Source organism: Paenibacillus sophorae (genome assembly GCF_018966525.1).
GTDB lineage: Bacteria > Bacillota > Bacilli > Paenibacillales > Paenibacillaceae > Paenibacillus_AQ > Paenibacillus_AQ sophorae.
In genome coordinates this window covers 1,813,880-1,827,250 of record NZ_CP076607.1, presented here as the reverse complement: position 1 = coordinate 1,827,250, position 13,371 = coordinate 1,813,880, and the positions used below count along the sequence as shown (strand labels likewise).

9 protein-coding genes are annotated in these 13,371 nt (G+C 53.3%); 3 read left to right on the top strand and 6 right to left on the bottom strand.

All coding sequences use genetic code 11. The annotated features are described in order from the left end of the window. Positions 1–9: 9 nt before the first annotated feature. The gene (locus KP014_RS08495) at positions 10–966 is read left to right on the top strand and encodes an ATP-dependent DNA ligase (RefSeq protein ID WP_036603306.1); all 957 of its coding nucleotides are present in this window, start codon (positions 10–12) and stop codon (positions 964–966) included. Between the two features lie 39 nt (positions 967–1,005). Beyond that, the gene (gene ligD / locus KP014_RS08490) at positions 1,006–1,890 is read left to right on the top strand and encodes a non-homologous end-joining DNA ligase (protein ID WP_036603308.1); all 885 of its coding nucleotides are present in this window, start codon (positions 1,006–1,008) and stop codon (positions 1,888–1,890) included. An 82-nt stretch (positions 1,891–1,972) separates the two neighbouring features. Here the strand turns inward: ligD and KP014_RS08485 are convergent, their stop codons facing one another. Then, positions 1,973–2,881 (bottom strand): YitT family protein, encoded by a 909-nt coding sequence (locus KP014_RS08485; protein ID WP_036603311.1) that lies wholly within the window; start codon positions 2,879–2,881, stop codon positions 1,973–1,975. A gap of 125 nt (positions 2,882–3,006) precedes the next feature. Further along, positions 3,007–4,437 (bottom strand): cardiolipin synthase, encoded by a 1,431-nt coding sequence (gene cls / locus KP014_RS08480; RefSeq protein ID WP_036603312.1) that lies wholly within the window; start codon positions 4,435–4,437, stop codon positions 3,007–3,009. Positions 4,438–4,649: 212 nt separating this feature from the next. On the opposite strand from cls, the gene KP014_RS29045 reads away from it, so the two are divergent. After that, positions 4,650–5,681: a peptidoglycan DD-metalloendopeptidase family protein gene (locus KP014_RS29045; RefSeq protein WP_036603314.1), complete on the top strand. Its 1,032-nt coding sequence runs from the start codon at positions 4,650–4,652 to the stop codon at positions 5,679–5,681. 165 nt (positions 5,682–5,846) lie between these two features. Here the strand turns inward: KP014_RS29045 and KP014_RS08470 are convergent, their stop codons facing one another. From KP014_RS08470 to gltB, 4 genes are all read right to left on the bottom strand, one after another. Beyond that, a complete protein-coding gene (locus KP014_RS08470; protein WP_036603317.1) occupies positions 5,847–6,629 on the bottom strand; it encodes an ABC transporter permease in 783 nt (260 codons plus the stop codon). Continuing rightward, positions 6,622–7,548, bottom strand: coding sequence for an ABC transporter ATP-binding protein (locus KP014_RS08465; protein ID WP_036603320.1), 927 nt, complete (start codon positions 7,546–7,548; stop codon positions 6,622–6,624). The genes KP014_RS08470 and KP014_RS08465 overlap by 8 nt, the downstream gene beginning before the upstream one ends. 220 nt (positions 7,549–7,768) lie before the next feature. Beyond that, positions 7,769–8,329, bottom strand: a complete 561-nt coding sequence (locus KP014_RS08460) for a hypothetical protein (RefSeq protein ID WP_139210671.1) — start codon at positions 8,327–8,329, stop codon at positions 7,769–7,771. A 218-nt stretch (positions 8,330–8,547) separates the two neighbouring features. Further along, on the bottom strand, positions 8,548–13,143 hold the full coding sequence (gltB, locus tag KP014_RS08455; protein WP_216700479.1) for a glutamate synthase large subunit: 4,596 nt from the start codon (positions 13,141–13,143) through the stop codon (positions 8,548–8,550). Positions 13,144–13,371: the final 228 nt, after the last annotated feature.

The following is a 13,371-nucleotide window of genomic DNA, read 5'->3' as shown; positions in this document are numbered from 1 at the left end:
GATCGCCTGATGAAATTTCAGCCCATCATTCCGTTTGAGCCGATCATTGCAGACCGTCTGCCCGCGGGAGAACAGTGGATTGCCCAGATCAAATGGGACGGCGTCCGCATGGTCTCCTATTATGACGGAAATTCCACCGAGCTGATCAACAGGCGGGGAAATAACCGCACGAGACAGTATCCGGAACTGGCCGATGCCGGCCTCTACTGTAAAGCCGGTTCCGCTATTTTGGACGGTGAAGTCATCGCCCTCAGCGGAGGAAAGCCGTCCTTTCATGAGGTCATGCGCCGGGACAGTCTGAAGAAAGATTCAGCCATTGCTTCCATGGTGCGGCAGATTCCAGTTCTGTACATGGTGTTCGACATTGTATATTGCAACGGAGAATGGCTTCTTGACCGGCCGTTATCCGAACGCCAGCATTTGCTAGAAGAAATGCTCCTGCCTCACCCTCATGTGCAGGCCGTGCCTAGCTACAGCGATCCCGAAGCGCTCTTTTCCACCGCCCGGGCTAACGGGCTTGAGGGTATTGTCTGCAAGGAGCTTACGAGTCTCTATACACCGGGCGGAAAAGACAAACGCTGGCTCAAGCGCAAAATCATTTTCGATCTCAATGCCGTCGCTGGAGGCGTCACGTTTCGGGACGGCATCGTTAATGCTCTGCTGCTCGGCTTGTATGACGCTGACGAACGGCTGCATTATATCGGACATGCGGGAACAGGGAGGCTGACCGTGAAGGATTGGCGGGATTTAACCGCTCTCGCGCGCAGCCTTGCCATAGACGATATGCCGTTTGCTTCACTGCCGCAACGGGTCAAGGGCGCGTTCTGGATTAAGCCGGAGCTGGTGTTCAAGATCCATTTTGTTGAATGGAACATCTCCGGTACACTTCGCCAGCCCAGTATTCAGGCAAGAGTCGATGTTTCTCCCGGAGAGTGCCGGCTGCCGGAACGTTTAGCGGGAGTCTGACCCCTTCGCCCATCATTATTTTCTTGGAGGAATGCTGTTATGCCAGCCGCCGTCAAAGGCTCCATCACCATCGAAGGGCAGGAAGTCTCCGTTACCAATCCGGATAAGCCGCTGTGGCCCGAGCAGGGAATAACCAAACGCATCTATCTGGAGAAGCTTGCCGCCCTGTCACCGTACTTGCTGCGCTATCTTAATAAACGGCTGCTTACAGTCATACGCTACCCGCACGGAGTTTCCGGCAAGTCCTTTTACCAGAAAAACGCGCCGGACCCGCTGCCGCCCTATATCCGTACCTTTATGCATGACAGCATTAACTATATTACGCTGGACGGGCTGCCCGGACTGCTCTGGCTCGGCAATTCTGCCGCTCTGGAATTCCACCCCTCGCTTCATTACGCTGGCAGCAGCCTGCCGTGTGAGTGGATGATTGATATTGATCCTTCCCGGGAGGTTGAGCCTCGCATCATGGAGGCGGCGGCCATTGTCGGAGACGTGCTGAAATCGCTCGGACTGGCTTCGGTGCCGAAGACTTCGGGAGCAACAGGCGTGCAGATTATCGTCCCGATCCGATCCGGAGTTACCTTTGACGAGCTTAGGAAGGTCGGACATTTTGTTGGCAAGTATGTAACCGAGAAGCATTCAGGGCTGTTCACGCTGGAGCGGCTCAAAAAACAGCGCGGCGACAAAATCTATTTCGATTACCTCCAGCATTACCGCGGCAAGACGCTGGCCGCCCCCTATACGCCCCGCGCCCGGCCGCTGGCTACCGTGTCCACTCCGCTGACCTGGGACGAGGTCGCAAATAATGTTTCGCCGGAGGATTTTCATCTGCTAAATATCGAGGAACGTCTTCGTTCTAAGGGCGACCTGATCGCGCAGCTGCCTCCCCAGCCGGTAGAGCTTGTTATCGCCGGTCTCAAATAGGCGGTTGTTCCGGGTGACGCAAACGACAAAACCTCCGCTCTACGCAGGCTGCGAAGCGGAGGTTTTGGGTATGCGATAAACTTTAGTGAATCGATTTCTTTTTGAAGCGCCCGCCTTTGACATCGTGGATATTGCCGACAGCAACAAAAGCATCGGAATCCCAATCTTCGACGATCGCCTTCATCTTGGCTTCTTCCAGCCGGGTAATGACAACGAAGATTACCTTCTTGTTATCGCCCGAGAAGCCGCCTTCCCCCTCCAGGTAGGTCACACCCCGGCCAAGACGCTCTGTCAGCGCTTCGCCGATATCGCGGTACTTGTCGCTGATGATCCAGACCGATTTCGACTGGTCCAGACCTTCGAGGGTAACATCGATCATTTTAAAGGCGATGTAGTATGCAATCAATGAGAACATTGCGTTGTTCCAACCGAAGACAAATCCGGCTCCCGTTAAAATAAACAGATTGAAGAACATGACGACCTCGCCTACCGAGAAAGGCAGTCTTTTCGCGATAAGAATCGCCACAATTTCCGTACCATCCAGCGATCCGCCGTAGCGTACCACGAGTCCGACGCCGACGCCGAGAATAACACCGCCAAATACCGCCGCCAGCAGGGGCTCCACGGTAATCGGCTGCACGGGATGCAGCATCTGGGTGCCGATCGACATCACGACGACCGCAAACAGCGTGGACAGTGCGAAGGTTTTGCCGATCTGCTTGTAGCCGACAATAAGAAAAGGAAGATTAAGAAGTGTCAGTAAAATACCGAGGGGAATGTGAAAAATATGCGACAGCATAATGGATATGCCTGTAATGCCGCCATCGACCATCTGGTTTGGAACGAGGAAAATCTCCAGCGCCACGGCCATCATGCTTGCCCCGATCAGCATCATTACGACCCGCTGCGCCAGTTTGGCTGTCTTGATCGTCCCGGTCTTCCGGGGTTTATTAGGTTCTTCTTTAACTAAAGCTTGTGGACTCGTACCCATTAAACTCCCCCTATCCTTATCGAAATTTGTATCTAAGTTCTTATATTATATCATATTGTTATATACGATAATGAATGATCAGTTTGAATGCACCTGTCAAAAAATATCTCCTGTTAGATTTCCTCTCACAGAAGCGGCGACAGCAGGCTGCAAATCTCTTCTGTTGCGCGCGCAAGCTCCCCCCGTTGGCGGAAGACATAGGGGTCAACCGTCTCGCTGTCTTCCAGATCGCGCCGGAACTGATTGGCCAGTTCTTCGATACGCTGCGGCTGAAGCAGCACCGCCGACAGCTCGAAATCGGTATAGAAGCTGCGCATATCCATATTAACGCTGCCTACGGAAGCCAGCAGACCGTCGGCAATCCACACTTTAGCATGCATAAAGCCTTTGCGGTAGCGGTAAAATTTCACGCCGGCATCCAGCAAATTGTCCAAATAGGACAGCGAGGCGTTATATACCAATGCGCTGTCAGGCTTGGATGGGATAATAATCCGTACATCGGCTCCGCGCAGCACTGCATTTTTGAGCGCTCTCAGAATCGCCGGATCGGGAATAAAATAAGGTGACGCGATCCAAATCCGGCTCTCCGCCGCGCAAATCGCAGCAAAAATCATAGCCTGATTGGCGTCGATTTCGCCGTCCGGGCCGCTGCCTATAATTTGCACTCCCTCTGTACCTTCACAGCCATGAACAGGGAACAGACGCGGATGGCTCAGACGTTCTCCGGAAACCAGCTGCCAGTCCTTCAGAAAAACATGCTGCATATAATAGACCGCGTCACCCTCTAGACGCAGATGGGTATCGCGCCAAAATCCCATTTTTGGATCTTTGCCCAAATACTCGTCCCCGATATTGATTCCGCCCGTAAAGCCGACGAGACCGTCCACAATCAGGATTTTACGATGATTGCGGTAGTTGAACCGCCCACCGAACAGGGAAGCAAGGGACGGCAGGAAGAAATGCGTCTCGACCCCGGCGCTCGCCAATGGGCGCAGAAAACGCCGGCCCAGCTTGCGGCTGCCGAGTCCATCGCACAGCAAGCGGACTTTTACACCCTGCCGGGCTTTGCGGATCATGACATCCTGGAATCTCTCCCCGGTGGCGTCATTGCGAAAAATATAAACCTCCAGATGAATATGCTCTGACGCTGATTCCATCGCTTCCAGCATGGATTCATAGGCTTCGCCCGCATTAACCAGAATCCGGCTGGCATTTCTGCCCGTGACCAGACTTTCCGACAGCCCGTCCAATAGGCGCAGCAGCTCCTTGTGGCTGCTTAATTCCGGATTCCCGGTGTCCTCCATGCGGGTTATGAGCTGGCTCCGCTCGGCGGCATAATCATGCAGCACCCGGCGAGTTCCTGCTGCATGGGCTTTAAGCTTACGGCTTTGTCTGTAATCCCTGCCCAAGAAGTAATAGATCAGCAGACCGAGCGGCGGGCAGCAAAAAAGCAGAAACAACCAGGCGACAGCTCTTTGGGGACGGCGATATTCCAGAACCAGGATCACAATGATTTGAAGAATAAATAAGCATAGCGCCGCAGCGAATATTTTCATGCCGTATTAAGTCTCCTTTGCTATCGTCCGCCGTTTTCAGGCAGGGCTGTGTAAGCTTCATAAGTACAAGATTTACCTAACTCTGCCGCTTTATTCAATCAACAAGCATGTCATGATCCCGCCCAGACACGAATACATAGAGTAATAGGAAAAAAGAGAACCATTATAAGTATTCAGACGCGGCTAGCGATCCGGAACAGAAAGGAGACCCTATGAAAAACCAATCGGACAAGATTACCCTGCTCGTCGTCAGGGATGCCGGGAATCCGGTTAGAAAGATCCAAATTTCCAAACCGATGGCCGTGGCCCTGCCGGCCGCAGCCGTACTGTCTCTGTCGAGTCTGATCAGTTCCATGCATTATTATGCCTCCCGCTCCATACAGGAGCTAGAGGCGGAAGCCGCCGCGCTGTCCTCGCAGAATGTTCGGCTGGAACAGGCGGTCGCCGATAAGGAAAAAGCGCTGCAGGTCGTGCAGAACGAAGCCTTGGGGCTTGTGGGAGAAGCGAAAGAAATCAAGGATCAGTTGAAAAGCGCTGACTCGCTGCAGCGGGAATTGCAAAGCTTCGTCAGCAAACCCAAGGGAGCATCTTCTTCCGAGGCGAAATCCGCGTCCCCTTCAGCGATCACCATCCGCATCGGAGCTTTTCACACCGTCATCGAGCATACGCCCGCTTTACAGGTAGAGGGAGAATATATCGCCTCGTACGGCGGCAACCGCGAGGAGGTTTCGGCCGTCCGGGAGACAAAGGATGAGCTTACGGAAATTGGCAGCATGCTCGAAGAGATGGTCCGCAGCCTTTCAGGTACGGTGCTGGAAGCCAAAAAAGCGGATACCGCGCGGCTCCAGAGAGAGGATTTTCTGTGGCCCACTTCATCCCGTATGATTTCCTCAAGCTTCGGCTACCGTACAGATCCCTTCAAAGGAAGCCCCGCTTTTCACGCCGGGATCGACATCGCGGCTCAAGAAGGCGATGTGGTATTTGCCGCTCAAGGCGGCGAAGTCTTTGCCGCGGAACAGTCCGCAGCGCGGGGCAATTATATTGTGATCGACCATGCGAACGGGCTGCAGACATTATATATGCATCTCAACAGCCTGGATGTGTCCGCCGGCGACAATGTTGCCAAAGGCCAAAAAATTGGACGGGTCGGCAGCACCGGACGGAGCACCGCCCCCCATCTGCACTTTCAGGTGGTCAAACAGAATAAGAACGTCAACCCTTTATCTTATGTCAAACAAGATTAAAGCAAGCTATTGCGATTGCGCGGAGGAAAACCGTTGGGATACTTGGAGGAGAGCAGATGCTTAACAGCTCGGTTGAATATAAAAAACCGCCCGCTCTTTGGAGGAGCGAACGGTTCGAACGCAGCAGGGAAGCGGGCCAGGCCCGTTTCCCTATTTATTTTCCGGTCAGCCGGCAACGTCTCTGCGGCTGAACACAATCCAGGACAGCAGCAGAAACACGACATAATAAGCGGCAAGCACCGCAACAGAGAACCCCAGCGTTGCCCCTCCCGGCCCCGTATCCGAGACTAGGTAACTGCTTAGATCCATATGGCTAAATAACAAATAATTCGCCCATTCGTAACGGTCGGGATTGAAGATGGTGATAAAAATATTTTTGACAAATATAATGAACAGCGAAAGGCCGATCGCAAGCCCGCTTGCGCGGAATACGCTGGAAACCATAAAAGCAAGCGCAGCGGTCAGGAACAGCTCCACATACCGGCATAAGACGAACATCGCGCTGTACGTTTCCGGACTCCATCCGCTCCGAGAAAGGGCATCACGTCCGGAAGGAAGCAGAATCAGCGAGGCAGCGTAAGCACAAACTACCAACAGTACAGTCGTAAACACGCTGAACAGCACCATGGAAATGTACTTCGACAGCAGAACTTTCGAGCGGCTCCAGGGCCGGATCAGCAGCAGCTTAATCGTTCCCCAGGAGAATTCCCCCGCCACGGCGTCCGACGCGATAACCACGGTAAATATCGTATTCAGATAAAAGATAACACTCACCGTAATCTGAAAGCCGTCCCACATTCCAGGCCGGCTCTCAGCCGAGCTGCTAACATACATGAGCACAGGCATCAAGACACTGAAAACGGCCAGTAGAAGCAGCATGATCCAGGTACGGGCCCGGCTGTATATTTTTATATTCTCATTATGTACAAGTGCACTAAACTTACTCAATGCCCTCACCTCCCGTCATTTCCAGGAATTGATCCTCAAGTGAGACTACGACCTCTTTGATGCCGTATACCTTGACGCCGCCGCTCACAAGCTTCGCGTTCAGGTCTGGAATATCCTCTCGAACCGTCTGCACGACAAGTCCTCCCACATCCTTCACCGTCCCGCCGATCAGCGCCTGAGCGGTCTGGACATCATCCACGTCGAATACAAACTCCCTGCCCTGCGCCTGAGTACCTTCCGCGCTCTTCAGCTGGCGGACATCGATCAGCTTCCCGTTCTGAATGATTGCCACACTGTCACACATAAGCTCCATTTCGGACAGCAGATGGCTGGAGACGAACACGGTCGTTCCTTCCTCCCGGCACAACCGGCGCAGGTAATCCCGGAGCTCCCGTATTCCTTGAGGATCAAGCCCGTTGGTCGGCTCGTCGAGGATTAACAGCTTCGGCCTATGAAGCAGCGCCTGGGCCACTCCGAGACGCTGGCGCATGCCTAGCGAATAGCTCTTCACCTTGTCGTTGATACGGCTGCCCAGCCCGACAAGCTCGATGACTTCCTGAATACGCTGTTTGTTCACGCCGCTGACCATGCGCGCATACTGCTTCAGATTCTGGTATCCGGTCAAAAACTTGTACATCTCCGGATTCTCTACAATGGCCCCCACCTGGGCAACCGCTTCTTCAAAATTAGTCTTGATGCTTCTGCCGCCGATCACAATATCGCCCCGGCTAATCGAGATCAGTCCAACCATCATCCGAATGGTTGTCGTCTTCCCCGCGCCGTTCGGTCCTAGAAAGCCGAAGACCTGTCCTGCCGGAATATCGAGCGTCAAATCGCCAACCAGCGTTTTTGAACCGATTCTTTTGGTTACACCAAGAAGCCTGGCAACCGGTTCGGTTACTGCCGCATTTACTGTCATTATTGTCCCATCCTTTCCTTACGAACCTTCGGTAAGCAAGCCTATATAAAATGTTAGACGCATCTTTCAGCAAAAAACCTGCAAAAAAATCAAAATAATGTCTAACGCTGCGCAAAACTGTTAATAAACAGGCAAAAAGAAACGCTCCATACAAAAACAGCTCGGCAGGTATTTCCCCCGAAGCTGTTTAAATAGTGAATTTCGTGTTTGAAATGACAGCTCATTTTTCAACAATGAAGTCCTTAAATGTGTTCACATCAAATGTATCACCCTGTATAAGCCAATGCCCATCAACATTAAAAAGTGTCAGTATACCGTCTATAGGAATACGTTTAGTTTCCTTGCCTTCCTGATCCAGAAATAAAAGGTTCAACTTATAGTTTAATAAGATAATATTTTCCTTCTTCTCTCTGAGATCACATTGCAGGTCTACCGGCTTTAAAGAAACCTTCTGTTTATCAGCGACTTTCAAAGGCAAGATGGTATAACGAGTGCTCGACGCCTTTTCGTAAAAATGTTCCGTTAAATACGGTTTAATCGCTTCATTTCGTTTATGCACTGATTCAGCGGACAAAATATCCTCGGAAGCCTTAATTTCATACTCAACCTTTTTGTATGCCTCCGCTGCTTTAACAGCATCGTTTACTTCTGCGGCAGCTTTGACTTCATTCGAAGGATTACTGCTTTCATTTGCTGGAGCCGCGCTTTCCAGCCCAGTATTGGACGCCGATTGATTGCAACCTGTAATTAGCGCAAGTGCAAGAAAAATTGTGCCTAACATCCATCGGAATTGTCGCATAGTCGTCACCTGTTTATCTAAAATGGAAATATCTGATCTGATATTACCATATTTTGCTACACAAATCCATTTGAAGACTGTATTTTATGTGCTCATTAAGTGAACGCCAATTTATTTTTCAAGATATTTCAAAAAAAGCGGCAGACTCGAAGCTTCGCTTCGGCCTGCCGCTCTGTATTTAGATTATGTTGCCCGGTGACTTAACCGCCTACCCGCGCCAGTTCGCGCATATTCGCTTCGAACGCAGCCATCATAGCAGCTTCGCCGGTCAGACCAGTTTCTTCCACCTTGCGGATTTGGTCCATCATCCGTTTGTAATCCTTCGGAATGACACGGACGAATTTCGGCAGATTGTCCTGCCAGCTATCCAGCACACGCTGTCCGAGCGCACTGTTCGTCAGCTCCGTATGACGGACGATCAAGCCGTGCAGCTCTTCGATTTCTTCCTGTTCCTCAACGCGCTCCAGCAGCACCATTTCCAGGTTGCAGCGGTTGATGAACGTATTGTCCGGATCGAATACATAGGCGATGCCGCCCGACATTCCCGCCGCGAAATTGCGTCCGGTTCCGCCCAGGACGACGACGCGTCCGCCGGTCATGTATTCGCAGCCGTGGTCGCCCACGCCTTCGACGACAACCTTGGCGCCGGAGTTGCGGACTGCGAAGCGTTCGCCGGCAATGCCGCTGATGTAGGCTTCGCCGCTGGTCGCTCCGTAGAATCCCGTGTTGCCGACAATGATGTTCTCCTCGGCGGCAAACGTCGCTTTCGGAGACGGCTTAACGATCAGCTTGCCTCCGGAGAGTCCTTTGCCGATGTAGTCATTTGTGTCGCCCTCAACCGTAATCGTAATACCCTTCGGCATGAAAGCTCCAAGACTTTGGCCGGCAGAGCCGGTGAAGTGCAGGCGGATCGTATCCTCCGGCAGTCCGGCGGCGCCGTATTTGCGCGTCACTTCGCTGCCGAGAATCGTGCCGACGGCGCGATTGACGTTCGTAATCGGCAGGGATGCCTCCACAGCCGTTCCATTTTCAATCGTCGCTGCAGCAAGCGGAAGCAACTTGGATACATCCAGCGTCTCTTCCAGCCCGTGATTCTGCTTCTTGCTGTTGAACCGCGTGCTGCCTTCAGGCAGCTGCGGCGTGTGCAGCAATCCGCTGAGGTCGACGCCTTTCTTCTTCCAATGATACGAAGCCTGAACAGCGTCCAGACAGTCGGTGCGTCCGACCATTTCTTCAATGGTGCGGAAGCCCAGGCTGGCCATAATTTCGCGCAGATCCTGCGCGACGAATGTCATAAAGTTAACGACATGCTGCGGATCGCCGGCAAAGTTCTTACGCAGATCCGGATTCTGTGTTGCTACGCCAACCGGACAAGTGTCCATTTGGCAGACACGCATCATGATGCAGCCCACAGCCACCAGCGGCGCTGTAGCGAATCCGAATTCTTCGGCGCCCAGCAGCGCAGCCACAGCCAAGTCGCGGCCGCTCAGCATTTTGCCGTCGGTTTCCAGCACGACCCGGTCGCGCAGATTGTTCAGCATCAAAGTCTGATGCGTCTCGGCAAGACCCAGCTCCCACGGAAGGCCGGCATGGCGGATGGAGTTCATCGGCGACGCGCCGGTGCCCCCGTCGTATCCGCTGATCAGAATAATGTCGGCACGGCCCTTGGCCACACCTGCAGCGATCGTTCCAACACCAACCTCGGATACGAGCTTCACATTGATATTCGCACGCGGATTGGCATTCTTCAGGTCATAGATCAGCTCCGCCAAATCCTCGATGGAGTAAATGTCATGGTGAGGAGGAGGCGAAATCAGACCCACGCCCGCCGTGGAACCGCGGACCTCGGCAACCCAAGGATATACCTTGCGTCCCGGAAGCTGTCCGCCTTCGCCCGGCTTCGCGCCCTGGGCCATCTTGATTTGAATTTCATCGGCGTTCACCAGATAATTCGACGTTACGCCGAACCGTCCGGAGGCGACCTGCTTGATCGCGCTGCGGCGGGAATCCCCGTTGGCATCCGGGATAAAGCGCGCCGGATCCTCTCCGCCTTCGCCTGTATTGCTCTTGCCGCCGATTCGGTTCATCGCAATCGCCAGCGCCTCATGCGCTTCCTTACTGATCGAGCCAAAAGACATGGCGCCGGTCTTGAAGCGTTTCATGATCGATTCCACCGGTTCCACTTCTTCCAGCGGAATAGGCTCGCCTACCTGCTTGAACTCAAGCAGGGAACGAAGCGTCTGATGCTTCTTGCTCTCGCCCTGAACAAGCGCCGAATATTCCTTGTACATATTGTAATCGCCGCTGCGGACGGAATGCTGGAGCAGATGGATCGTCTGCGGGTTGAACAGATGATCCTCCCCGTCGCTGCGCCATTGATATTCGCCGCCGGAATCCAGCACCTTGTCTTTGCCGTCCTTGTCGGAGAAGGCGCGGTTATGATGCGCAAGCGTCTCGGTGACCACTTCCTCCAGGCCGATGCCGCCGATGCGGGAAGGAGTCCAAGTGAAGTAGCGGTCCACGAAATCGGACTTCAGGCCGACTGCTTCAAAGATTTGGGCGCCGCGGTAAGACTGGATCGTGGAGATGCCCATCTTGGACAGGATCTTGACCACGCTCTTCGTTGCGGCTTTGATATAGTTCTTGACGGCCTTCTCGTGCGATACGCCTCTCAGCAGGCCTTGGGAAATCATGTCGTCCAGGCTCTCGAACGCTAAGTAAGGATTCACGGCGCTGACGCCGTAGCCGAGCAGAAGCGCGTAATGATGCACTTCGCGCGGTTCGCCGGATTCCAGCAGAATCGTAACCTTCGTCCGTGTGCCTTGGCGGATCAGATGGTGATGCAGGCTCGATACGGCAAGCAGTGCCGGAATAGCCGCATTCTCACGATCTACTCCACGGTCGGACAAAATAAGAATATTGTGGCCTTTCTCGATCACGCGGTCAGCCGCTTCGTTCAGACGGTCAAGTGCGGTCCGCAGTCCCTCGGCTCCCAATCCTGCCGGAAACAGAGTCGGAATGGTCATCGACTTGAAGCCTGTACGGCGCACATGACGGATCTTGGCGAAATCTTCATTGGACAGAATCGGCGTTTCCAGCGCAATCTGTCTACAGCTTTCCGGTTCCGGTTTCAGCAGGTTGCGCTCCGGCCCGATCGTCGTTGTCGTCGAAGTCACCAGTTCTTCGCGGATTGCGTCAATCGGCGGGTTGGTTACCTGGGCGAACATTTGTTTAAAGTAGTTGTAGAGCCGCTGCGGGCGGTCGGACAGCACCGCAAGCGGAGCGTCATAGCCCATCGAGCCTATCGCTTCGGCGCCGCTGGAAGCCATCGGCTCCAGCACCTTGCGCAGGTCCTCGAACGTGTAGCCGAATGCCTGTTGAAGCTGCTGAACATTGTCATGCTTCGGATTAGGCAGTTCGGGAGCTTCCGGAAGCTCGTTCAGGCTGATCAGATGCTCGTCAAGCCATTCGCGGTACGGATGCTCGGAAGCGATTGCCGCCTTCACTTCCTCGTCGGAAATAATTCGGCCTTCCTTCGTGTCAACCAGCAGCATGCGGCCCGGTCTCAGGCGGTCTTTGTATAGAACGTTCTCCGGCGGGATATCCAGTACGCCCGCTTCAGAGGACAAAATAATCAAATCGTCTTTCGTTACATAATAACGCGAAGGCCGCAGACCGTTACGGTCAAGAATCGCGCCGATCTGCACGCCGTCGGTGAAGCCCATGGCGGCAGGCCCGTCCCACGGCTCCATCAGTGTGCTGTGGTATTCATAGAACGCCTTTTTCTTCTCGTCCATGCTGTCATGATTGCTCCACGGCTCGGGAACCATCATCATGGCCACATGAGGCAGGGAACGGCCGCTCAGGTACAGGAACTCAAACGTGTTGTCGAACATCCCGGTATCGGACCCGTCCGGGTTGATAATCGGCTTGATCTTCTCCAGATCGCTGCCGAACACTTCGCTCTTAAACAGCGACTGGCGGGCGTGCATCCAGTTCACGTTACCGCGCAGCGTATTGATCTCGCCGTTATGGATCATGAAGCGGTACGGATGGGCACGCTCCCAGCTCGGGAACGTATTGGTGCTGAACCGGGAATGGACAAGCGCAATCGCCGATTCCAGTGCTTCGTTCTGCAGATCGAGATAGAACGGACCGACCTGCTCGGTGGTCAGCATTCCTTTATATACAATTTTGCGGCAGGACAAGCTCGGCAGGTAGAAGGACGCGCCTTCTTCCGATCCGCTGTAGCGGATGGCGAGCTCCGCCCGTTTGCGGATAACGTACAGTTTGCGTTCAAAGGCAAGATCGTCTTGAATATCGGCGGAACGGCCGATAAATACTTGACGGACATAAGGCTTGGCGGCTTTCGCCGTCTTGCCCAGCATTTCGTCGTAGGTTGGCACATCGCGGTAACCGAGCACCGTCTGCCCTTCTTCGGTAATAATTTCACTCAGGGTGCGCTCATGCGCGGTGCGGATGTCTTCATTATGAGACAAAAAGAGCATGCCGACACCGTAACGGCCCGCTTCCGGCAGTTCAAAGCCGAGCGCTTTCGCTTCTTCGGAGAAGAAACGGTGCGGAATTTGCAGCATAATGCCCGCGCCGTCGCCGGAATTCGGCTCGCTTCCCTGGCCTCCCCGATGCTCCATATTGGCGAGCATGGTTAAGGCGTTGCTAACAATCTCATGAGATGGCTTGCCTTTGATATGGGCGACAAAGCCCATGCCGCAGGCATCTTTCTCGAACTGGGGATCGTAAAGGCCCTGTTTAGGGGGCAGTTCAGTGTGTCTCATCTTACGCAACCTTTCTATAATAAAGTGGGGCATTATTAATAATTATTCAACGCAGATTGGTTATATTATTTTATCATCGACCTTACATGAGCGCAATTTAAACTTTTTTATTATGCTGATTAACATTAGCTTTTGCGACACAGCTTTACAGGATAAAAGCTTAAAAAATCTCATCCATGAATATTTATGCAATACAAATGAATAAGCACTTATTCATTGCAAACGTTT

What these genes read in the sequence shown, in the direction of transcription:
- KP014_RS08495 (WP_036603306.1), top strand. Translation starts at nt 10, where the DNA reads ATGAAATTTCAGCCCATCATTCCGTTTGAGCCGATCATTGCAGACCGT.
- ligD (WP_036603308.1), top strand. Translation starts at nt 1,006, where the DNA reads ATGCCAGCCGCCGTCAAAGGCTCCATCACCATCGAAGGGCAGGAAGTC.
- KP014_RS08485 (WP_036603311.1), bottom strand. Translation starts at nt 2,881, where the DNA reads ATGGGTACGAGTCCACAAGCTTTAGTTAAAGAAGAACCTAATAAACCC.
- cls (WP_036603312.1), bottom strand. Translation starts at nt 4,437, where the DNA reads ATGAAAATATTCGCTGCGGCGCTATGCTTATTTATTCTTCAAATCATT.
- KP014_RS29045 (WP_036603314.1), top strand. Translation starts at nt 4,650, where the DNA reads ATGAAAAACCAATCGGACAAGATTACCCTGCTCGTCGTCAGGGATGCC.
- KP014_RS08465 (WP_036603320.1), bottom strand. Translation starts at nt 7,548, where the DNA reads ATGACAGTAAATGCGGCAGTAACCGAACCGGTTGCCAGGCTTCTTGGT.
- KP014_RS08460 (WP_139210671.1), bottom strand. Translation starts at nt 8,329, where the DNA reads ATGTTAGGCACAATTTTTCTTGCACTTGCGCTAATTACAGGTTGCAAT.
- gltB (WP_216700479.1), bottom strand. Translation starts at nt 13,143, where the DNA reads ATGAGACACACTGAACTGCCCCCTAAACAGGGCCTTTACGATCCCCAG.